Consider the following 23,054-nt stretch of genomic DNA (forward strand, 5'->3'; position numbering starts at 1 on the left):
CTTTGTCGTTAAATTCGGAATACATCGTTCCTACCTGCTTCCTCAGCCACAGCTTCCCTCATCAGCTGCGGGCGCATGGGCATTGCATCGGTGGCCTTTTGCTTGAGAGACTTCTCGAGCAAAATCAGGTCATCTAGCTCCAAATTTTTTACTGCACGGCTCATTACGTCACAGGGAATTCCTGATTGATTGAGCGCACAAAGCCTTACAATACTTTTACTTACACTCTCACGGTACTGCCTGCCGCTTTCTGCAAGCGCTTTTAGCTCTACTATGTGTTTGGAGAGCACACCTGCCTGTTCCGACGTAAGTGTAACACCTTGCCCGGATTGTAACGCTTTCTGAATATGTTCCATCCCCAATTCACCCTCTCTTTCTGGTAAAAAGCCTTTGATTACTCCGGCTTGCCGCTGTGCCGGCACCGCAACAAACGACCATTCATAAGCGTCTGTCGGTTCATCTAATACCGTACAACAAATGCTATTATCATAGCTGTGTCCCTTAACGTGTGTACAAGTTTGACTTTTACGGTCAGCTCCACAAATGGAGCAGCGAGCTTTCCCAACGGCACAGCCAACGCTTACCTCTTTTTTTATTCCCGACTCCAGCTCCAGAATCAAATCGCTATTCTTCTTGGATTTGGGTAAATATGCCCTTGCCACCAGTCGTGTGTACGCTTCCCCCGCCTGTGTCTTTTTCTGCGCATCCGTCTCTATGTGCGTAGAAAAAATGCGTGCGGTTTGGTCGCCGCTTTTCATGCTATGGTCAAACAATCCGGTTTTCCCAAGAAAAAGCTTACCCAGCCGCTCTAAGGCGGAGATGGTAAACCGTTCAAAATCACGGTCAACCTCGTTATCGCATAGCACAACCGAAAATACATACAGCTCTTCAGGGGAGAACTCTCGCCTTGTATAGCGGCTTATACACTCTAACTCTTGTTCAGAAATCGCCGCCTCGGCACTTTTTAAAACATATCCCTCTCTCACGCTTTTCCCTCTCTCTCTTTTTGCACATCCCACTCCAGCTTTGCAGCCTGTGCGTCTTTCAGCCTTGCGCCCGCCAGGTCAACCGTATCCTGCAAGCTAATGTCTTCCCAAACAATTTCCATTTGCTCCGAATACCCATTCATCGCAAGCCATAAGCGGCATATTTTCTCGATTACCGGCTCCAATAGACGCCGGTAGCTCTCCAATTCGCTCGTGAGAAGATCCGACTGCTGGGAGGACATTCGCTCCGTAGACGACCACGAAAGCCCAAGCAAAAACGGCGGCACACCAAGCTTCGCAACAATCTGCTCCAAAAGCTGGCGAACTGGAATCTGGCTGTCCAAAATCTGGTTATCCGCGCCAATTACGCGAATACTTACATCACCAACAGCAACAAAATCGCTTACCCCAGCTCCCGGCTGCATGGCCCGGCTCCATTGCTCCGCAATCTGCCGGGCACGCTCCGCTCCGAAAGCGCGATCCCCCTCTCCGGAGGGTTTATAGGTAACTGCAAAACGGGCATTTCCCACTCGATCCCAGTTCACACCGATGGTGTGGTAAATTTTCATGAGAATTTCTCCCATAAACGGCAGACCCCTTAAAATCGATACTCCATGTACTTCGCCCGGCTGAGGGTTTAGTGCAGAAAACAGCAGCAAATCGGGGTTTCTTACCGGTACCAACTCACCGGACTGCCCACGAACACAAAGGCTCACCTCCAGAGGATTTTCTCCACGCTGAAGCTCCAAGTGATCCAGCTTTGCATTGTAAAGCCCCGCAATGTTAGAAGCATCTGTCCTCAATAAAATTTCACCCACAGCAGTACCATAAGTAAGCATTTGATCCAAATAAGTACTTAAAAATGCCTGAATACCGTTTTGCGCCATACCTACCGGAACATGCTTTAAAAAGGCATTCAATGCACGTTGAGCAGAAGAATCTGGGCAATCCACATAAAAGGTACCAATGAGCCTTACTGTTTTCTCCAGTGCAGCCGATATCAACGGAACCGACTCCCGTAGTGTGCCGTACAAGCGCTGTTCCCCACCGGAAAGCGGTGTACACCGGTTCCAGCTCCAGCCCGACTGCCACTCGGAACGCAAAGCCGTTTGTGCGGCGGGAACGGAATCCGCGCTCTTTTTTGTTTTAAACCAACCCATCGTATTCTCCTGTCCGGCGCGGTGCAGCTACCGCATAGCAGCCTGCCGCGTCTTGCTGTAATATCGTTGCGGTAAAATATCGAATGTCGTCCATGGCATGGTCGTTTTCCTTGATTGGGGTATCCTTAGTGTGATCGGAGCTCCAACGGTACAGTGAAAATTCCCGCATAGCATCTGGGCAGGTATCGCAAATGCGAATCTGCCCCTCCTTTAATGCAGCCGCAACCTGACGTATTCCGTCTACTACATCGTTTTTTGCCGGTACCACTGGGTAGCTCCCGTGCCGGCGAATCACCGCCATAAAGCTTGCCGCAGAAGGGTCGGCTACAACACATTCGATTCTTCGTGCTCCTGCAAGCTTACACAAACCGGTATAATGCTCCTCATCCGTTCGCTGAAAACCCTCCCGGCGGGAATCGTAGTAATACTCTGCCAGCCGATACCAACAGCCGTTCTGTTCCCCCCATAACCCAAAGGAGGAGGGGTTGACTGTGCCGTAATCACAAGAGATGATATACCGCTCAAACACACCGCTAGGCACGGGGCAAAATTGCTCCTGTGTCATAAAAGGGTACACAAGCCCCTCTGCCGCCACCCATTCTCCCAACACAAAGCGCCGAAAAAAAGTTCCGGAATACAGCCCGCGGTAACGCTCTAGCATTGCTTTTGAGAGGGACGGATTATCCTCCATTTGAAAATGAAGATACAAGGCTCTTTTTTGCGGTGCATTTACAATCCATTCGCGGTAAAACCAATGCTGTGGGTTCTCCGGATTACAGTTGAACCAAAAAGTTGAACCCTCAACCGAGCAGCGAGCCAGTGCCTGCTCTACAAATGAGCGGGGCATCAAAGCCACCTCATCAAACAACACCCCCGCCAGTGTCATCCCTTGTATGAGTGCACCGGAAGACTCATCCTTACCACCAAATAAATAGTAACGATTTTCTCTTCCGCAAGCTGCAATCGTCAGCATGTTTTCAGAGAGTTGCATCGTACATTCAAAACCGTTTTCCCGTAGCACCGGCATCAAAGGCACGACTAAATTCCGGCGCAGCGAACGAATGGTTTTTCCGCAAAGGGCAAAGGCTTGTCCATGAAAACGGGAAAGCGACCATGAAATAAAAGAGATACCAAGGCACATTGTTTTCCCGCTTCTTACCGCTCCGTCACAAATAACAGCACTGTACTGCTCATAAGGGCTACCCTTGCACCACCAGCTCAATGCCTGAAGCTGTTTTTTTGAAAACGGATGAAATGCCAAGCTTATTCCCCCTCAATAGAATCCGTCTGAAAGCAGCTTACACTTTGCTCTAACGCACGGTAAAAATCACCGGCCCCTTGTTTGCTTTCTTCACTAATCTGCTCAAGGCACTGCATCGCCTTTATGCGGTCAAAAAACTTAATCTCCATTCCCCCGCCCTTTGGGCGCTTAATCTCTGCAACATTAAATAAATCCAATTTACGTATTTCCATTCCATTAGGGTCATCGCAGCACATCAGCCACACCGCATCTGAAATACCACCAAACGCCAGCTTGTCGTACCCGCGCATAATCTTTCGTTTCGATTTATCGGTTTGTGTCATGTAAACTCCTTTCTCTCTTTATTTTCACTTTTTCGGTAAAACGTTTTTTTATCAAGAATTTATAGAGTGCTTTTTACTTTGTTGCGTCTTTTCCCACAATCTTTTACTTTCTCTACCAAAATTCGACTGCTTATGAATCCCCCCGACAAATTAAAAAAACTTTCTCCCGAAAGAGAAAGTTTTCTAAAATTATTTTATTTAACCCTAAAAAAGTCGTTTCCTATCACATAAGGTAAAATATTCAAGTAAATATACAATCTGTATTTTTTAAATTTGGGTTGACTTTTTTCTTTAAGCGAGTATACTGTACATATAGTGTATATACAGTATGACGAAAGGAGAGCTACGTGGATATTCTTATCAGCAACTCCGACAGCAGACCCATCTATGAGCAAATTACGCATCAAATTAAAAATCAAATTATCAATGGTGCGCTAAAAGAAGGGGACGCTTTACCATCCATGCGCGTTTTAGCAAAGGAACTGCGCATCAGCGTAATTACAACAAAACGGGCTTATGAAGATTTAGAACGGGATGGCTTTTTAATCACACGGGCAGGCAAAGGTAGTTTTGTTGCCGCACGAAATGTGAATGCTATTCAAGAGGAGCATCTGCGCCAAATGAAAGAGCACCTTTCAAAGGCAGTTCAGCTTGCGTTATTCGCTTCCATTTCACAGGAGCAGCTTTCCGACCTTCTCAACCGTTTATACAAAGGAGAATCTATATGAGCAATTTATTAGAGGTTCGTGGCTTAACAAAAACCTTTAAATCGTTTTCTCTACAGGACATCAGCTTTTCGGTTCCCGGCGGAAGCATTATGGGAATGGTAGGCGAAAACGGAGCCGGTAAAACCACTACCATTAAATTAATTTTAAACGAGATGCAATCGAACGGGGGAGAAATAAAGGTTTTCGGGCTCGATTTAAAAAAGCATGAGCGCAAAATTAAAGAGCAAATTGGTGTTGTATTCGACGACAGTTATTTCCCGGGTGATTTTAATTCTCACAACATAAGCAGTCTTTTAAAAAATTTCTTTCAAACTTGGGATGAACCATTATACCAATCATATTTAAAGGAATTCAATTTACCCAAAGATAAGAAGATAAAGGACTTTTCAAAAGGAATGCGGATGAAGCTCTCCATCGCCGCAGCATTGGCTCACCACCCCCGCCTACTGATTCTGGATGAAGCCACCAGTGGTCTTGACCCCGTAGTTCGCAGCGAAATACTCGATCTACTTCTGGATTTCATTCAAGACGAGGAACATGCTGTTCTATTTTCATCACATATCACGGCAGATTTAGAGCGAATCGCAGATTACGTTACCTTTGTTCATGATGGCAAGGTACTTCTCAGCGATTCAAAGGACGCAATTTTGGATTCCTACGGTGTTGTAAAGTGCAGTGCGCAAGACTTTGCGAAGCTTTCAAACAAGGAGTACCTCCGCAATCGTAAAAATTCCTTTGGCTGTGAGGCACTTGTCGCAAACCGTACGACTTTCCAAAAAGCACATCCCAGTCTAGTTGTTGATGCCGCCGGCATTGATGACATCATGGTTTTCTACGGAAAGGAGCATCACCAATGAAAGGCTTACTATTAAAAGACTTTATGATTTCAAAACGCAGTCTTACTTCCTTTGGCATTGTCCTACTTCTATTATTTGCTGCATCCTTGGCAATGCGTTCAAACCTCTCTTTACTCAATGGGGGACTCTTCTCCTTTATATCAATTTATTTTACAATTTTTTTATCTTTTAATCTATTTACGTATGATGAAACCTGCCACTGGAACATTTTTGCACTGTCGCTGCCAGTAAGCAAACGTGTGCTCGTTAGAGGGCGTTATGTTTTCCTGTCGCTCGTGCTGATTACCGCAGTAGGCATTTCCTTTCTATTTTATATCGCCTTTGGTTCTGTATTTAGTTTAGAAATATTACTACAAATAGCGGCCTCCATAATGGTTTCTCTTATACTAATTAGCTTTTTGCTTCCCCTAATTTATCATTTTGGTTCTCAAACTACAAGAACTCTGCTTATGGTAGTGTTTGCCTCATTCTTTCTGCTGGCATTTGTGTTACAAAATCTTCCCATAGCTCCCCCCTCCCTAAATGACCAAGCAGTGATTCTTCTTTGCTACGCCGCTTTTGGAATGTCTATTCTTTGTTTTCTTATATCCTACCTTGTTTCTTGCAAAATTGTAGAGAAAAAGGATTTTAATTAATGATATTTGCAGTATTAATAAAGTTGTTCCTTTTTTATACACTGTATTATCTTTTTCTTTAAGATTCTCAAAAATAATTATTTTTTTGCAAAACTGAATCAGCATCAAAAATCTTTTTATATAAGGGCATTTTTATAATTGAGCGGAATCGAAAACGATTCCGTTCTCTTTTTTGTCCACTATAGTATTAATTTTAAAAGTAAATATTGTAATTAATTACAAAAAGAAACGTTTTTTTTCGGCATGCTCTAGCCCTCATTCAGATTGACAGATTTCGACTAGTCTTATATAATTGACGCAGTCACAATATGGGAAAATTTTACATAAAAAATAAAAACATTGAGACCGAATAGAAACCAAGCTTCTATAAAGCTTGGTTAAAATTGTTGTTTTGGAGGGTCCCCATGAAAAATCTATCCATTCCTAAAAAATTGACAATAAGCTTTGCTTTAGTGGTCATCTTATTCAGTGGAATGATCGCATGCATTATCACGCTAGGTATGAAATCCATAGCAAGCTCCTTAAGCAACTTTTACCAAGGCCCCTACCAAACCGTTACTTCAGCGGAAGATTTAAGCAAGGCATTAAATGCCCAGCAAAAGTATTTACTTATGTATCTCACAAACGATGATAAAGACGCTATTGTCGGCTATCAATCAGAGCTACGCCGGTTAGATCTCTCCATGCAGTCCGACATCGCCATTTTAAAGAATAATCTTATTTTACAAGACAACCAAGATAAACTAAATCTGCTTATTTCAAACTCCACGAATTTGCAGAAGCTTAGCAACCAACTGCAAGAAATGTATAGCCGCGGTGAGATTGAAGAAGCAAAAAAGCTGTATTATTCCGATTTTATTACTACTGCGAACTCATCGCAAAGCTTATCCTACACGTTAAGCTCTTCCTCCAAATCGGTTGCAAACCAATTTTACATATCGGCAGGTAAAACAGAAAAGCAAACCTACCAAATCATTATGATTTTAAGCGGCATAATTTTATTAGCTGTTATTCTTATCTGCATTTACGTGGTACGCCTTATTACAAAGCCAATTAAACAAATTGAATCCGCCATGCTTCGCTTCTCGGAAGGGGAACTCGATGTGGATATTTCCTACACTTCTAAGGATGAGCTAGGTGTGCTTGCCAACAGTATGCGTGCTATGTCCAACAACTTAAAGGGATACATCGACAATATTTCTTATGTTTTAGGCACTATTTCTAAGGGAGATATGACCGTTTCGGTAGACATTGATTACAAGAATGACTTTGCACCCATCAAAGAGGCACTTACTACTATATTGGATTCACTCAACAGTACCCTTTCGCAAATTCACGATTCTGCAAATCAAGTCACCACAGGTGCAGAACAGGTATCCATCGGTGCTCAAACCCTTTCACAGGGAGCTACCGAGCAAGCCAGCTCCATTGAAGAGCTTGCCGCTACTCTTTGCGAAATCTCGGATAAAGTAAAGGCTAATTCCGACAATGCTCAAACTGCTAACGATAATGCAGAAAATACCGTCCGTGTAATTCAAGACGGAGACGCAATCATGCAGCAGCTGGTCGGCTCCATGTCTGAAATGGCGAGAACCTCTGCTGAGATTAATAAAATTATTAAAACAATTAACGATATTGCATTCCAGACCAATATTCTAGCTCTGAATGCAGCGGTTGAGGCCGCTCGCGCCGGTGCCGCTGGCAGAGGCTTCTCTGTTGTCGCGGAGGAAGTACGAAATCTGGCTAGCAAAAGTGCACAAGCCGCTGATAATACAACCGCTCTGGTAGAAAACACCCTGTCTGCCATACAGAACAGCACCAATTTGGTTGGTCAGGTTCGCAATTCTTTGGAAGAAATTTCAAAGAAAGCATCCATTACGACCAATGTCATACATGAAATAACGATCTCCTCACAAGAGCAAACCGTGGCAATTGATCAAGTAAACGAAGGTATCAATCTAATCTCTGGTGTTGTGCAAACCAACTCTGCAACTGCGGAACAAAGCGCGGCAGCCAGTGAAGAGCTTTCCGGTCAAGCGGAGACTATGCTCAGCTTGGTAAACGTATTCCAGCTCAAAGATGGCGATCGTACCTCCTTTTCCTCATTTGCATCAGAATACGATTTCCCTCAGGATAGTATCACGGAAAACAGTATGACTTACGATGACGGCCAGGAGTCCACCGATTTTGAAGAACCACTTCCACTGGAGGAAGAAGCTGAAGAAGAAAAAGAGCTTACCACTACACTCTAACATATTTTTATTTCATACATTTACTAAAGCCACCGGATTCTCCGGTGGCTTTTTTGTGTGAGCACTCTCTTATATAAAAATAGAAAAGATATTTATAAAGTACTAAAATCACAACTCATTTATTAACAGGCAATCTTTTAAATAAAATAGCAAAGTGAAGAAGAATTCAACTCCTCACTTTGCTCTTATTCATCTAATTATTTTACGTTTATGGTCTTTTGTGTATCACCGTTATCTGCTAAAAGTGTAACAGTCACGTCAAAGGTCTTCCCATCCTTACCAATCTTTCCAGGTCGATAAATACTAACCTCCATTTTTTCTCCTGCCTTGTGCAGACCAAGCTTTTGGTATAGCTCTGCCATGGTAGAAATCTGGTTTCCATCTACCTTTGTAATAATGTCTCCTACCTTTGCCTCTGTGCCGCTAAAAGCACTTTCGGAATCTATGGCAGCAATAATCACACCCTGCGGCCAACCTAGTTGCTGCTGAATACTAGACACCTGATTCGCACCAATACCCAAGCGTGCCCGCCCAGATACATACCCGTTTTGAATCAAGTCATCTACAATTTCCTTAGCACGTGCAATGGGGATGGAAAAGCCCATTCCCTCATAGCCTTCCGCCACCAGCTTCGAGGTATTAACCCCCACAACCTGCCCATACAGGTTTAATAGTGCTCCGCCAGAAGCCCCGGGGCTAATTGCTGTATCGGTCTGAATATACGTCATATTGGCTTTTTCGCTGTAACCCACCGAGCGATTCAAACCCGAAACTACACCCCGAGAGAGCGAGCTTGCAAAGGTCATTCCACCGGGGTTGCCAATTGCCAAAACCCAATCGCCCACCTCAAGCTTATCGGAATTACCAAAAGAAGCTACGGGCAAATTTTTGGCATCAATCTTTAGTACTGCCAAATCCGTTGTTTTATCAAAACCAACCACAGCGGCATTATACTGGGTATTATCATGCAGAATCACACGAAGCTTTTGGTGCTGCTTTGTGTCCTTAATTACATGCGAGTTGGTAATGATATACCCATCCTCACGGCAAATAATTCCGGAACCCGAGCTTGTGCCTTCTGGCATTTCGCAAACCACACCGATGATAGAGGGAGAAACCGCTTTATAAATCGCTTTAGCCGTGCTTTCGTCGCTTGCGGGAATTGGTAAAACCTTGATTCCAGCAAAGCGTGAGTCTGTAAGCACGCCAGTAGGTGGTGGCTCGGCTGTATCCGAAATCTGTGGAGAGGTTTCTGATTCCGGTGGCGCCTGTGACGGCTCTTGCGGAGCCTGTGAGGAACCAGTAGACTCTTCTGTTTGAGGGGAATAAGCAGTAAACAGGCTAATACTAAAGAAACCAAAAACAAAGATAGCTCCTAGCGCAATGAGCATTCCAATAAATAAACGGTAACCCTTACTACGCGGTGGTTTTGGAGTATATTCCGGTGGGTATCCCATTCCTCCACCAAATGGCGCATACACTCGCGGAGGCTGGTAGCCAAACGGCACCTGCCCTCCCTGCGGCGGATAAGGTGGGTACCCATAGGGCGGTGGGTAGGGTGGGTAACCAGCCGGCGGCGTCCACCCGTTTCGCGCATCCCCATAGGGGCTTTGCTCCGGATTTCTATCACGATTGGGGTCAGAGCCATTCGGGTGGTACGATGGCTGCTCTTGCACAGGCTGCCCGTACACAGAACCATATGGGTATTGGTTTTGCTGCGTTGTTTCCTCTTGCTTAGTACCAGCCTGCTCCCCTTTTGCGGCATCAGTCGGCGCAACGGGAGTTTCTTGTGGTGGATTCTCCTGAGATGGCTCCTCCAGCGTCGGCTCCTGCTCTAGTTCCTTATTGTCTTGCGCCATTTCTATCGCATTAGATGGCTCATCCCGTTCGACGTTCACAGAGGTACTTTCAGGTACTTCTTCACTTAATTGTCCATCCTCTTGCTTGGTACTCAACACGTCGTCTGGTATGCGGTCATTTTCTTCATCGCCCGCATCACCCAAGAATACCTCCCGAGAAAAACCCTCTGGTAAAGCATCCGGCCGCTGGGATTGCTCTGGCTTGTCGGCATCCCCCTCATCGGGTCTTTTCCAATCGAATTCGTCCATACTCAATCCCCCCGTAAATGATTTACCCCTTCGTGTCTTTTTTCTCTTTAGGGAGCTCCTTAAACGGCGCATCCTCCGCTTCCAGCTTTACCTGCTTCTCTTTGTTTTTCGGCAGCCAAAATTGGAACTCACAGTACTCATTTTCCACACTCGAAACTGAAATTTCGCCACCGTGCAGCCCAATAATGGTGCGAACAATATATAAACCCAGTCCCATTCCATTCTTATCATAACTGCGCGATTTATCCGTTTTATAAAAACGTTCAAAAATCATGTCTACTTCGTCGGGCGGGATTCCCGCTCCGCTATTTTTCACCCGCACAATATTACGGTCGGGTTTTTCATCCACATGAATTTCAAGGTACCCACCGGTATTGGTAAACTTTACGGCATTTTCAATCAGATTATACATTACTTGGTGTATCATATCCGGGTCGCCGTCCACAAACAAGCTCTCCGCATCCTCCAGCCCACGCACTTCCAAATGCTTGTCTTCAATCGCCTTTTCAAAAGACAAAAGGGCAGAAAGAATGGTATTGGTTAAATCAAATCGGCCGGGCCGCAGCTTTAACTCTCCATTGTCAATCCGAGAAAGGTCGAGCATCGTGCGAACCAAGCGAGAAAGGCGCTTAACCTCAGTTGAAACAATCTTCAGGTATTTCTCCTGCTGCTCCGGTGGAATTGTTCCATCCAATATACCATCAATAAACCCGGCAATGGTAGTCATCGGGGTTTTCAGCTCATGTGAAACGTTGGCAATAAAGTTTCGCCGCACCGTTTCACCAGACGCAAGGGAGGCCGCCATATTATTAAATGCCTGTGCAAGCTGGCCAATCTCGTCGTTGCTGCTAACCGGAACACGAACCGAAAAGTTCCCCTCACCAAAGCTATGCGCCGCCAAAGACATTTCATGCAAAGGTCGTACCAAACGATACGAAAATAACCATACCATCACAAAAGACAGCATAAAAACTACTGCCGCAGCAATGAGAAACATGCGAAGCGCCTCCGTGCGGTAAACCTGCAAGGAGTAGATGTTTGAGGCCGTAAAAACGGCTCCAATGGTTACAGCGTTTCCATTGTCACCAACCACCTGAATGGGTACACCTACAATGTAGTGTGGCTGCTGGTATAGCCCTTTCATCGTACCGGTACCTGTAAAACCGCCCTTTACCACCTGATTCATAATTTCCGTGTCCACAGCTCCGGCACCAACATCTCCACTGCCGGTATAAGCAGAGAGAAGGCGAACACCGTTTTTATCCGTTACAAAAATGTCCGCATCAATATTGACCGAAAATGCAGAGATGAATGCCTGCATTCGTTTGCCATCCACCATGTATTGGTTGTTTTGAATCATGATTACGCTTTCTGAGGCAACCGCTGCTACGCTCTGCGCATTTTTACTCAGAAGCTCTCGCTTTTCGTCCTGCCAGTAGCGCGAAATAAAGCTAATCATTACCACACCCAAAAAGATGAAGCTAACAAATATAATCAGCAGGGTAATTCTCAGGTACTTTTTAAACAGAGTTTTTTTCACTCCGGAAGACGCCCTTTCCTAACGACCATTTATTCCTTCACTTCAAACTTATAGCCTACGCCCCAAACGGTTTTCAAGGCCCATTTTTCAGAAACGCCCTCCAGCTTTTCGCGCAGCCGCTTTACATGAACGTCTACCGTACGGGAATCTCCATAATAGTCAAATCCCCACACCTCATCCAGCAATTGGTCACGAGTAAACACCCGGTTGGGGTTGCTGGCAAGGTGGTAAATCAGCTCCATTTCCTTGGGGGGCGTGTCCACCTGTGCTCCGTTTACACGCAGCTCATAGTTTGTAAGGTTAATCGAAAGCTTATCGAATTTAACTTCCTTTATAAGTTCATCGCTGTTTTTGCCTACACGGCGCAGCACCGCTTTAATACGAGCAACTACCTCTTTGGCTTCAAACGGTTTTACCACATAGTCGTCCGCTCCCAGCTCCAAGCCAAGTACCTTGTCAAACACTTCGCCCTTTGCCGTAAGCATAATAATGGGACATTGAGATTTCTTGCGGATTTCACGGCATACCTGCCATCCATCCAGCTCCGGCAGCATAATATCCAACAGCATTAAATCCGGGTTCTCTGCATCAAACAGGTCTACCGCTCTTTTGCCATCATTGGCGATTGCCACATGAAAGCCTTCCTTTTCCAAATACAGCCGAAGTAGCTCGCAGATGTTCTGGTCATCATCAACTACCATAATTTTTCCTGCCGCCATTTTAACCGTCCTCCCGTTCTGTCTATAATTAAAAAATAATTCTTGAATAAAGCGATGCCGCTTGTACGTATTGCTCTGCTCCATAACAAATGTTGTGTTGCCCGCAGAGTACAAACAAGCCTATTGCAGTTATTATACCAGTAATTATACTAAAATGGTCAATAAAAAGGATGAATATTTTTTAAAGCTTTCCCCGTGCAAAGCACCGCCGAGTGGGCACCAAACTACATTTTACAAAACCGTTGACAACGCTCTCTCGAATTCTTCTAAATAATCAAAATTTGCCGCAATTTCTATTGCAGGTTGGGCGTTACAATGGTACACTGTTATGTATGGCTTGCAGGAGGGGTTCCCGGTATGAATAAAGTGAAAAAGCTGTGGCGTTTACTCACCTCACCAGAGATGCTTTCGTATTTGGTATTCGGTGTTCTCACCACACTCATCAATATTTTTTTAGCCGGCCTTTTATACGATATACTGCATTGGAATCTTTACGTTGCCAACACCTTGGCTTGGCTCGTTTCCGTCTTGTTTGCCTTTTTTACCAATAAGCTATTTGTCTTTCAAAGCAAGAGCATGGCGTCGGCGGTACTCTTGCGTGAATCCATGTCCTTTTTGGGAGCACGCCTGTTCTCATTGGGTGTCGATACCCTCGGCATGGGGCTTTTGGTAGATTTACTGCACTGGAACTTCTGGGTGGCGAAAATTATCATGAACGTGATTGTCGTCATTCTGAATTACATTTTCAGCAAGCTGCTGATCTTTAACCAGAAAAAATAAAGGGCCGCAGCCAGCGTCCCGAACTTGGAGGAAGAAACATGCTTAATAACAGCGAAAAGACGATGGAAAAAATTGTTGGTCTGTGTAAAAACCGGGGATTTGTCTATTCCGGCTCCGAAATTTACGGTGGACTTTCCAACACATGGGATTACGGCCCGCTGGGAGTGGAATTTAAAAATAACGTAAAAGCGGCATGGCGCAAAAAATTTGTGCAGGAAAGCCCCTATAACGTAGGGCTTGATTCCGCTATTTTAATGAACCCGCAGGTATGGGTTGCTTCCGGCCATGTGGGTGGCTTCTCAGACCCACTTATGGATTGCCGCGACTGCCATACCCGCCACCGTGCTGACAAGCTGATTGAAGATAAAGGCGGCGATGCGAACGGTATGACCTTTGAGCAAATGTCCGACTATATTAAAGAGCACGACATCGCATGCCCCGACTGCGGCTCGAAGAATTTTACAGACATCCGCAAATTCAACCTGATGTTTAAAACCTTTCAGGGCGTAACCGAGGACGCAAAGAACGAAATCTTCCTGCGACCCGAAACCGCTCAGGGTATTTTCGTAAACTTTGTCAATATTCAGCGCACCACACGCCGTAAAATTCCTTTCGGTGTGGCACAAATCGGTAAATCGTTCCGTAATGAAATCACGCCCGGCAACTTTACGTTCCGTACCCGTGAATTCGAGCAGATGGAACTCGAGTTCTTCTGCAAGCCAGACACCGACCTCGACTGGTTCTATTACTGGAAAGACTTCTGCAAAAAGTGGCTCTTAGACCTTGGTCTTAAGGAAGAGAACATCCGCCTGCGTGACCACGAGAAAGAGGAGCTTTCTTTCTACTCCAAAGCCACAACAGACGTTGAGTTTCTATTCCCGTTTGGCTGGGGTGAGCTGTGGGGTATTGCAGATCGTACCGATTACGATTTAAAGCAGCACCAAACACACTCTGGTAAAGCACTGGATTATTTTGACCCCGAGAGTAACGAGCGCTATATTCCCTATGTTATTGAGCCCTCACTCGGCGCAGACCGCGTGACGCTAGCCTTCCTGTGCGACGCATACGACGAAGAAGAGCTCGGCGAGAACGACAGCCGTGTGGTTATGCACCTGCACCCGGCATTGGCTCCCTACAAAGCCGCTATTTTGCCGCTTTCTAAGAAGCTGAACGATAAGGCGCAGGAAGTTTTTGCAAAGCTCTCGAAGCACTTCATGGTCGATTACGATGATGCTGGTTCCATTGGTAAGCGTTACCGCCGTCAGGATGAAATTGGTACTCCGTTCTGCCTCACTTACGATTTTGAGAGTGAAGCCGATGGCTGTGTCACCATTCGTGACCGCGACACCATGCAGCAGGAGCGCGTCTCCATCGATAAGCTAGTAGAGTATATCGAAGCCAAAATCGAATTCTGATTATATTATAAAAAAGGCTCTGGCCGTTCTTATGAACGAACCAGAGCCTTTTTGCATTTTAAAGACCATCAGCACAAGCCTTTTACATATTCCACTAACGGGGCAATGGAAGCTTCATCCATAAAGTCGGCTGTCTTTCCATACGTTTCTAAAAAGAGTCGATCCTCGTCATTCCATTCTTCGGGCGCTTTCGGGTCAATCGTCATTTTCTTCATCATTGCCATCATGCCACGGTGTACGAGACTGAGGTCACTGTAATCGATTGCACCACGCAAATGGAATCGCTTTATTTTTTCTTTTTGCTCCGGGGTGAAATTACGATTTAAAATTTCTGTGTAATCCGTAGTCTCTGGGTTTGCCAGCCCTACCGTAAACACCACCAGTGTAGGACAAGGGTGTTTTAAAACCAAATCCACTCCAGCTACCCCGCCCGCATAGAGGCCACCGCCATAAATTACAATATCAAAGCTTTGCAAAGAACTTGGTGGTACTTCGGAGCGTTCAAAGAGTTCCGCCCCCAAATCCCTCGCAATCCACTGTGAATACTGTTTGGTCGAGCCATATTTAGACTGATAAATCACTGCAATCCGCTTCATCCAATTACCTCCTGTTTTTAACCAATCACCATACCACCGTTTACTCCCAGAACTTGACCAGTAATAAAGTCTGACCGGCTGTCTGCTAGAAAAAACACGGCTTCTGCAATATCGCAACACGTACCAAGTGCACCTAGCGGAGTTTCTTCGCAGAGCGATTCCAATGTCTCGGCAGGTAGAGCACCGTTCATTTCAGTGTCAATTACGCCAGGTGCTACACAATTCACCTGTATTCCGCAGGGGCCAACCTCCTTGGCTAGCGCACGAGTCATCCCAATAACAGCCGCTTTCGCTGCGGAATAATGCACCTCACAAGAGCCACCAATTTGCCCCCACATCGAGGAAACGTTCACTATCTTGCCACTGTGGCGGCGAATCATTCCTTGCAGTGCTCGGCGACTGCAATAAAATGCACCATCCACATGAATGGCAAACATCTTTCTCCAATCGTCATCCGTTAATTCGGTAAAAAGCTTTTGCTGCGCAATACCAGCATTATTAACAAGAACATCTATGCCCCCAAAGTGCGCCTCTGCCTCATCAAACATATTATCAACCTGTAAACGGTCGGCAACGTCCGCGCAAATGGTAAGTATTTTCTCGCCTGCTGCTACTCCAAGCTTATATTCCAGCTCCCGTGCAAGCTCTTTCGCATGCTTTTCGCTTTTATTATAGTTGATAACTACTTGGTAGCCTGCAAGGGCAAAATGGCGCGCAATCTCACTGCCAATTCCACGGGATGCCCCGGTAATGAGTACCGTTTTGCACTGTTCCAATTCATTCACCTCTCCGGTTTCTTCTTTATTCCATGTTTCCGGTCAACAGCATTAACGCAGACAGTGCCGCAACCGGAGCAGTTTCCGTACGAAAAATACGAGGCCCAAGCGTTGCAACTTCTGCGCCGCTTGCGCATGCCCGCTCCACTTCTTCCTCCGCAAATCCACCTTCTGGGCCAATAAAGAGTGAAATGGCATTCTCTGTACGAAGACCAAGGCTGCTCAGGCTCTTTCCGCCACCCTCATAAAAGAACAGGATTCTATCGCCTAGTGCAGTAGCTTGCTCCAATGCTTTTGTATAGAGAGTAATTGCAGTAACCTCCGGCACAATTCCCCTGCCGGACTGCTTGGCAGCCTCCAGCGCTATTTTCTGCCAGCGTTCAACCTTTTTGCGCGCCGCCTTTTCATCTGGGCGAGAAACACAACGCTCACTGAGAACGGGTACCACACGGCACGCACCGCACTCAACCGCCTTTTGTACCACAGAATCCATTTTATCTGCCTTTGGTAGGCATTGATACACCGTTACAAATACAGTTGGTTCACTGGCGCTTTTTTTCTTCTCTAGCACGCGCACCTGAGCACGAACCGATTCCGTTTGCAGCAATACACAACGGTAATCCATTCCTTTTCCATCACATAACGTCAGCTCTTCCCCCTCACGCATCCGTAGGGATTTGACAATATGCGCTCCATTCTCCCCATCCACCCAGGGCTCGTCCCCCAGTTCACAGGGAAAATCGATAAAAAATCTTGGCATGCTTTCACACTCTTTCTGGCCAGCGGCCCAACCTGTAAAATCAATGGTTTTATTATATTCCATACAAAAGAAGAAAGTCAAATCCGTTCCGTAAGTCGATGCTCGTTTCAATTACAGGGCAAAATTCATAGATTTTTTATGCGATATAAGAAAATAGCACTTTCTTTCTATATCACCAAAACTTGCTTTTCAAATAATTACTTTCACTCCGTTTTTATATCTATTGTAGGGAAAACATTGCAGATTTCGTTATCATAAGCTAACTAAAGTTGCTTTATTCTTCATTTCCCACATTTTATATAAAACCAAATCCCCCCGCCGGGCCCGGCGGGGGGATTCATATTCTACCGCAGCATTTGGTGCGGCAAGTATTTTCATCAAACCAGAAGTAAATTAGTCTTTTGCTCTTGCTTCCAGCTTTTCGTAGGTCTTCTTCGCATCTTCCTCAGCCTTATCGAACAGCTTCTCAGCACGCTCAGGGAACGCACGGGTCAGCGAGCTGTAACGAACTTCACCAAGAATAAAGTCACGGTAGCTCTCGGTGGGAGCCTTGCTGTCGAGCTGGAAGGGATTCTTACCTTCGTCTGCACGGCGGGGGTCAAAACGGTAGTTGTGCCAGTAGCCGGCTGCAACTGCCTTCTTCTCTTCTGCCTGTGCAACGGTCATGCCGCCCTTAATACCGTGGTTAATGCAGGGAGCATACGCAATGATGAGGGACGGGCCGTTGTAGCTCTCCGCCTCGTGGAAAGCCTTTAGGCACTGGTTGTAGTCTGCACCCATCGCAACATGAGCAACATATACATAGCCATAGGTCATGGCAATACCAGCCAAGTCCTTCTTCTTAATTGCCTTACCGGTTGCTGCAAACTGTGCTACAGAGCCAGTAGGAGTGGATTTCGACGCCTGACCGCCAGTGTTGGAGTAAACCTCGGTATCGAATACCAAAATGTTTACGTTCTCGCCGGAAGCGATAACATGATCCAAACCGCCGAAGCCAATGTCGTAAGCCCAGCCGTCACCACCGAAGATCCACATGGATTTCTTGCCGAGGTAATCGCTGTCATCGAGAATTAAGCCAGCCAGTCTTGCAAGCTCGCCGCCTGCGGACTTTGCCTTCTCCAACTCTACCAACAGAACATCAGCTGCCTTTTTATTCTCGCCGCTGTTCGGAAGAGTTTCGATATACTTCTGGCAGGCGTCCTTCAGTTCAGCGGATGCCTCATTGAGAGCCATAATATTCTCAACATAATCAATCAAGCGGTTGCGAACAGCCTTCTGGCCAAGAGCCATACCAAGGCCAAACTCAGCATTGTCCTCAAACAAGGAGTTCGCCCAAGCGGGGCCACGGCCCTGACGGTTAACGGTATAGGGAGTTGCCGGTGCGGAACCACCCCAAATGGAGGAGCAGCCGGTCGCATTCGCAATAAACATTCTATCGCCAAACAGCTGTGTTGCAAGCTTTGCATACGGTGTTTCACCGCAGCCTGCGCAAGCGCCAGAGAATTCAAGCAGCGGCTGAAGGAACTGGCTGCCCTTTACAGTGCTATCCTTAAACTTCTCATGCAGTTCCGGCTTCTCAGAGAGGGTTCTGCCGTATTCAAATACTTCAGCACCAGCAAGCTGAGTATCGATGGGCTTCAGAACCAGTGCCTTGTTGCCCTTCATACCCGGGCAAACCTGTGCGCAAGAACCGCAACCAGTGCAGTCGAGGGTAGAAACAGCAATGGTGAACTTCAGGCCCGGCAGACCATTTAGGTCTTTGGATTTTGTCTGTGCAGGTGCATTTGCCAACTCTTCGGGAGTCATGACGAGCGGGCGAATAACCGCATGCGGGCAAACATAGGAACAGAAGTTACACTGAATGCAGTTGTCGGGGTTCCACTCGGGAACATCAACCGCAATACCACGCTTCTCGTAAGCAGCACTGCCCTGCGGCACGGTACCGTCAGCATAATCCTTAAAGTTAGCAACCGTCAGCTTGCTGCCACGGAATGCATTAACGGGGTCAAGAATGTTCTTTACATAGCTAACCAGCTCAGGGCGGTCACCCTTAATTTCTTTGAGCTCGTCTGTGTCAGGCGCATTCTTCCAGCTCTCCGGAACTTTCACTTCTTTAAAGCCATCCACACCACGGTCAATTGCAGCATGGTTCATGGCAACAACCTTGTCACCTTTTTTGCTGTAAGACTTTGTCGCAGCAGCCTTCATGAATTCAACAGCCTGCTCAATCGGAATAATGTTCGCGATTTTAAAGAATGCAGATTGCAGAATGGTATTGATGCGGCCACCAAGACCAAGCTCTTTACCAATCTTAATACCATCAATGGTGTAGAAGTGAATATCGTTTTCAGCAATATATCTCTTCATTTTGCCGGGCAGGCGCTGCTCGAGCTCTGCTTCGTCCCACGGGCAGTTCAGCAGGAAGCTTCCGCCTTTTTTCAGGTCTTCCACAATATCATACTTGTCAATATAGGAAGGGTTATGGCAGGCAACAAAGTCAGCCTGAGAAATATAATAGGTAGATTTAATCGGCTTGTCACCAAAACGCAGGTGAGAAACGGTCAAACCGCCAGATTTCTTAGAATCGTAATCGAAGTAGCCCTGAGCAAACATATCGGTGTGGTCACCGATGATTTTAATGGAGTTCTTGTTGGCACCAACGGTACCATCTGCGCCAAGACCCCAGAACTTACAAGAATGAGTGCCCTTCGGAACGGTATTCACACGCTCTGCCAAAGGCAAAGAGAGGTGAGTCAGGTCATCCACAATGCCAATGGTGAAGCGCTTTTTCGGTGCTTCTGCCTGCATGTTGCGGTATACCGAAATAATATCATCGGGAGTAGTGTCCTTAGAACCCAAGCCATAACGGCCGGAATATACAGGAACAGTGGAGTAGTTGCTGTCTGCCAAAGCAGCAAGAACATCCAAGAACAAAGGCTCACCAATGGAGCCGGGCTCCTTGGTTCTGTCAAGCACAGAAATCTTTTTAACAGATTCCGGCATAACATCGAGCATATATTTTGCAACGAAGGGGCGGTACAAGTGAACCTTTACCAAACCAAGCTTTTCACCGGCGGCATTTAGGTAATCAATAACCTCTTCAATACAGTCGCAAACGGAACCCATGGCAACGATTACTTGTTCTGCCTCGGGGTGCCCATAATAGTTAAAGGGTTTGTAGTCTGTGCCAATCTTTGCATTGACTTGGTTCATGTAGTCAATCACCATTTCAGGCACAGCGTCATAGTACGGGTTGCTGGCTTCTCTAGCCTGGAAGAAGATGTCGCCGTTCTGTGCGGTACCACGCAGTACGGGGTGCTCCGGGTTTAAAGCACGGCGGCGGAATGAAGCCACAGCGTCTTTATCGAGCATATCATCCAGATCTTTGTAATCCCATGTAGCAACCTTCTGAATCTCATGAGAAGTACGGAAACCATCAAAGAAATGGAGGAATGGAACTCTGCCACGAATGGCAGCTAAGTGTGCAACCGCACCCAAATCCATAACCTCTTGCGGGTTATTGGAACACAACATGGCGAAACCGGTCTGGCGGCAGGCATAAATGTCAGAATGATCGCCAAAGATAGAAAGTGCATGAGTTGCAAGAGCACGCGCAGAAACGTGAATAACTGCGGGCAGAAGCTCACCGGCCATTTTGTACATGTTCGGAATCATCAAAAGCAGGCCTTGTGAAGCGGTATAAGTTGTCGTCAGCGCGCCTGCTGCCAAAGAGCCATGCACCGCACCGGCCGCACCAGCCTCAGACTGCATTTCCGTAACCTGAACCTCTCTGCCAAACAGATTTTTCAGCCCATTTGCGGCATACTTGTCCGTTTCGTCCGCCATCACCGAAGAAGGTGTGATCGGATAGATGGCAGCAACGTCCGTAAACGCATAGGATACATGCGCTGCGGCGGTGTTACCGTCTATGGTTTTTGTTTTTCTTGCCATGTAAAATTTCCTCCTTTAAGGATACAGAATTAGGAAGCGAGCATATCAATTTGCACAGCCCTATACCTTATCTGTGCCTTCGTTTATTCTATCATTTTTTTAATATAGTGTAAAGGTAAACGGTTCTGAATTTTGGCTTTTCAGTGTATTTTTCGAAAAAGCAATTATAGCACCTTTTTACTGTGTTTTTATTCGTTTTCCTTTCTCTATTTCTTATTTTCCCCCGTTTTGGCGGTAATCAGGGCAAAAAAGGCTTAACAACCAACTCTATATCCCTCGCGCAAACGCTAAACTGCGCGCACCCCTTGCTACGTGTTCTGGGGAAGTTTGACATGTTTGCTTTTGATACGATACAATAGAAAGCATATAACTCCATTGGGCCGTTCGGAATCGTACCGAACAAATTTCCAAATTGAAAGGGGAAAAATACATGCCTCCCGATCCCGCGGGCATACTTTCCGGCGCTCCCATGCTATTAAGCGTGCAGAACGCCGAAGCCGTTAACCCAGACTCGAATCCGTTTGTTTCATTGTTGATTCTATTCCTGCTTATTTTAGTCAACGCATTTTTTGCTGCTTCTGAAATTGCTATTATCACACTCAATGATAATAAGATTCGGCGTATGGCGGAAGACGGCGATAAGAAAGCGGAAAAAATTCTAAGGCTGACGGAAAACTCCAGCCGGTTTCTTTCTACCATCCAAATTGGTGTAACGCTGTCCGGTTTCTTAACCTCCGCATCGGCATCGCAAAGCTTTGCCGCGATTTTAGCGGAAAAACTGAGTTTTCTGCCTATTTCTACTTCTCTGCTGAACGGTATTTCCACCGTACTTATCACAATTATTCTCTCTTATTTCTCTCTGGTTCTGGGCGAACTGGTGCCGAAAAAGATTGCCATGCAAAAAGCCGAGGAGCTCAGCTTTCGCTTTATTGGCATCTTAAGCGCCACAGCATCCATTTTTAGTGTTTTTATCACTTTTCTTACGGTTTCCACCAACTTTGTGCTCAAGCTTTTGGGGCTCGACCCCAACTCCACAGAGGATACCGTTACGGAAGAAGAAATTCTAATGATGGTAGACGTTGGCGAAGAAAAGGGACTCATTGTTGGCAGTGCAAAGGACATGATTGAAAATATCTTTGATTTTGCAGATACCACAGTAGAAGAGATTATGACCCACCGTACCGATGTTGCCGCAATTGAAGACACCAGTAGCATCAGCGATGTAGTTGCACTGGCAATTGAAGAAGGGTATTCTCGTATTCCTGTTTTTCATGAGGATTTGGATACCATCCTTGGCATTATCTACGTGAAGGATTTACTCCAATACGTTGGCAGCGAAATCGATGGCGACGTAAAAATAACAGACCTGATGCGCCCCGCTTACTTTGTGCCGGAAACCAAACGCTGCACGCAGCTCTTTACGGAAATGACAGAGAAAAAAGTGCAGATTGCCGTTATTGTTGACGAATACGGCGGCACCTCGGGTATCATCTCTCTGGAAGATTTGCTGGAAGCTATTGTAGGCAATATTCAAGATGAATTCGACGATGAGGAAGAAGAAATCCGCCGCGTGAGCGACAATAGCTACACGGTGGAGGGCAGCACCTCAATCGATGAAATATCGGATCTGGTGGGTGTTGATTTGCCAGAAGGCGATTACGATACCATTGCGGGCTTGGTCGTTGAAAAGCTTGGCCGCATTCCTAAATTCGGCGAGCACCCTACCATTCACGTAAAAAACCTAACGTTAACTGTTCAGGAAGTGGAAGAAAACCGTATCGCCCGTTTACTGATTGTAAAAGACCTTACACTCCCCCCTCCGGGAGAAACCGGAGACAAAAAGGCTTTACCGCCAAAAGGGGATTCTAATTCTATAAAAGAGCACAGCCATCACCCGCATATCTCCTCTTTTATTGATACTGAACAATAAACTACTTTGCCCCGCGCTATTCGGCGCGGGGCATTTTTAGTTTCTATCCGTATCAATCTTCTTTTGCAGTTTTAGAGAGATAACTCAACACAAACGCAACCAACGCGGAGATAGAACAGAGAACACAAACTGGAGTTTGCAAGGAGCTCTTCGCCCAAATAGCCAGAGCACCATTCATGGTGATAACCGAAAAGAGCTGAATCGCAACCAAACATATGGCGGATGCGATAGATAGAATTAAAAACAACAGAAATATATTATTGACGATATTTTTCAT

At 46.0% G+C, this 23,054-nt stretch carries 19 protein-coding genes; 7 read left to right on the forward strand and 12 right to left on the reverse strand.

Translation table 11 applies throughout. The annotated features are described in order from the left end of the window. Nucleotides 1-8 precede the first annotated feature (8 nt). Genes CAN90_RS04295 through CAN90_RS04310 form a run of 4 tightly spaced genes read right to left on the reverse strand, consistent with a single transcriptional unit; the run spans nucleotide 9 to nucleotide 3,730 of the window. Nucleotides 9-986 carry a hypothetical protein gene (locus CAN90_RS04295; RefSeq protein ID WP_085832598.1) on the reverse strand — a complete coding sequence of 326 codons (978 nt, stop codon included), beginning with the start codon at nucleotides 984-986 and terminating at the stop codon, nucleotides 9-11. Then, entirely contained in the window at nucleotides 983-2,146 is a 1,164-nt protein-coding gene (locus tag CAN90_RS04300; RefSeq protein ID WP_085832599.1) for a phage portal family protein, read from the reverse strand. Before CAN90_RS04300 ends, CAN90_RS04295 begins: the two co-directional genes overlap by 4 nt. Continuing rightward, entirely contained in the window at nucleotides 2,133-3,407 is a 1,275-nt protein-coding gene (locus CAN90_RS04305) for a PBSX family phage terminase large subunit (RefSeq protein ID WP_085832600.1), read from the reverse strand. Before CAN90_RS04305 ends, CAN90_RS04300 begins: the two co-directional genes overlap by 14 nt. Before the next feature lie 2 nt (nucleotides 3,408-3,409). Then, on the reverse strand, nucleotides 3,410-3,730 hold the full coding sequence (locus CAN90_RS04310) for a hypothetical protein (RefSeq protein WP_085832601.1): 321 nt from the start codon (nucleotides 3,728-3,730) through the stop codon (nucleotides 3,410-3,412). A gap of 347 nt (nucleotides 3,731-4,077) precedes the next feature. Here CAN90_RS04310 and CAN90_RS04315 point away from each other — a divergent pair, with 347 nt between their 5' ends. The 4 genes from CAN90_RS04315 to CAN90_RS04330 all read left to right on the forward strand — a co-directional run bounded on the left by CAN90_RS04315 (nucleotide 4,078) and on the right by CAN90_RS04330 (nucleotide 8,202). After that, nucleotides 4,078-4,458, forward strand: a complete 381-nt coding sequence (locus tag CAN90_RS04315) for a GntR family transcriptional regulator (protein WP_085832602.1) — start codon at nucleotides 4,078-4,080, stop codon at nucleotides 4,456-4,458. Further along, on the forward strand, nucleotides 4,455-5,315 hold the full coding sequence (locus tag CAN90_RS04320; protein ID WP_085832603.1) for an ABC transporter ATP-binding protein: 861 nt from the start codon (nucleotides 4,455-4,457) through the stop codon (nucleotides 5,313-5,315). The genes CAN90_RS04315 and CAN90_RS04320 overlap by 4 nt, the downstream gene beginning before the upstream one ends. Further along, nucleotides 5,312-5,950, forward strand: coding sequence for an ABC-2 transporter permease (locus tag CAN90_RS04325; RefSeq protein ID WP_085832604.1), 639 nt, complete (start codon nucleotides 5,312-5,314; stop codon nucleotides 5,948-5,950). Before CAN90_RS04320 ends, CAN90_RS04325 begins: the two co-directional genes overlap by 4 nt. Nucleotides 5,951-6,354: 404 nt before the next feature. Next, nucleotides 6,355-8,202, forward strand: a complete 1,848-nt coding sequence (locus CAN90_RS04330; protein WP_085832605.1) for a methyl-accepting chemotaxis protein — start codon at nucleotides 6,355-6,357, stop codon at nucleotides 8,200-8,202. A 197-nt stretch (nucleotides 8,203-8,399) separates the two neighbouring features. Here the strand turns inward: CAN90_RS04330 and CAN90_RS04335 are convergent, their stop codons facing one another. The 3 genes from CAN90_RS04335 to CAN90_RS04345 are packed head-to-tail and all read right to left on the reverse strand — an operon-like array spanning nucleotide 8,400 to nucleotide 12,569. Next, nucleotides 8,400-10,310, reverse strand: coding sequence for a trypsin-like peptidase domain-containing protein (locus CAN90_RS04335; protein WP_085832606.1), 1,911 nt, complete (start codon nucleotides 10,308-10,310; stop codon nucleotides 8,400-8,402). Nucleotides 10,311-10,332: 22 nt separating this feature from the next. Further along, nucleotides 10,333-11,850 carry a sensor histidine kinase gene (locus tag CAN90_RS04340; protein WP_085832607.1) on the reverse strand — a complete coding sequence of 506 codons (1,518 nt, stop codon included), beginning with the start codon at nucleotides 11,848-11,850 and terminating at the stop codon, nucleotides 10,333-10,335. A 29-nt stretch (nucleotides 11,851-11,879) separates the two neighbouring features. Next, a complete protein-coding gene (locus CAN90_RS04345; protein ID WP_085832608.1) occupies nucleotides 11,880-12,569 on the reverse strand; it encodes a response regulator transcription factor in 690 nt (229 codons plus the stop codon). A 357-nt stretch (nucleotides 12,570-12,926) separates the two neighbouring features. Here CAN90_RS04345 and CAN90_RS04350 point away from each other — a divergent pair, with 357 nt between their 5' ends. Further along, nucleotides 12,927-13,349, forward strand: a complete 423-nt coding sequence (locus CAN90_RS04350) for a GtrA family protein (protein ID WP_085832609.1) — start codon at nucleotides 12,927-12,929, stop codon at nucleotides 13,347-13,349. A gap of 38 nt (nucleotides 13,350-13,387) precedes the next feature. Next, a complete protein-coding gene (locus CAN90_RS04355; RefSeq protein WP_085832610.1) occupies nucleotides 13,388-14,764 on the forward strand; it encodes a glycine--tRNA ligase in 1,377 nt (458 codons plus the stop codon). A gap of 68 nt (nucleotides 14,765-14,832) precedes the next feature. On the opposite strand, the gene CAN90_RS04360 is transcribed toward CAN90_RS04355, so the two are convergent. From CAN90_RS04360 to nifJ, 4 genes are all read right to left on the reverse strand, one after another. After that, complete coding sequence (locus CAN90_RS04360) at nucleotides 14,833-15,360, reverse strand: flavodoxin domain-containing protein (protein ID WP_085832611.1); 528 nt, start codon at nucleotides 15,358-15,360, stop codon at nucleotides 14,833-14,835. A gap of 17 nt (nucleotides 15,361-15,377) precedes the next feature. Continuing rightward, nucleotides 15,378-16,136, reverse strand: coding sequence for an elongation factor P 5-aminopentanone reductase (gene ymfI / locus CAN90_RS04365; protein WP_085832612.1), 759 nt, complete (start codon nucleotides 16,134-16,136; stop codon nucleotides 15,378-15,380). A 25-nt stretch (nucleotides 16,137-16,161) separates the two neighbouring features. Then, complete coding sequence (locus CAN90_RS04370; RefSeq protein WP_085832826.1) at nucleotides 16,162-16,896, reverse strand: 16S rRNA (uracil(1498)-N(3))-methyltransferase; 735 nt, start codon at nucleotides 16,894-16,896, stop codon at nucleotides 16,162-16,164. Between the two features lie 393 nt (nucleotides 16,897-17,289). Next, complete coding sequence (gene nifJ / locus CAN90_RS04375) at nucleotides 17,290-20,847, reverse strand: pyruvate:ferredoxin (flavodoxin) oxidoreductase (protein WP_085832613.1); 3,558 nt, start codon at nucleotides 20,845-20,847, stop codon at nucleotides 17,290-17,292. Nucleotides 20,848-21,277: 430 nt separating this feature from the next. On the opposite strand from nifJ, the gene CAN90_RS04380 reads away from it, so the two are divergent. Next, entirely contained in the window at nucleotides 21,278-22,777 is a 1,500-nt protein-coding gene (locus tag CAN90_RS04380) for a hemolysin family protein (RefSeq protein WP_085832614.1), read from the forward strand. Between the two features lie 52 nt (nucleotides 22,778-22,829). Here CAN90_RS04380 and CAN90_RS04385 read toward each other — a convergent pair whose 3' ends face one another. Then, nucleotides 22,830-23,054 carry a cobalt ABC transporter substrate-binding protein gene (locus CAN90_RS04385; protein ID WP_085832615.1) on the reverse strand — a complete coding sequence of 75 codons (225 nt, stop codon included), beginning with the start codon at nucleotides 23,052-23,054 and terminating at the stop codon, nucleotides 22,830-22,832.

It is taken from the genome of Clostridium merdae (assembly GCF_900176635.1).
In the GTDB taxonomy this organism is placed as follows: domain Bacteria; phylum Bacillota; class Clostridia; order Oscillospirales; family Acutalibacteraceae; genus Faecalispora; species Faecalispora merdae.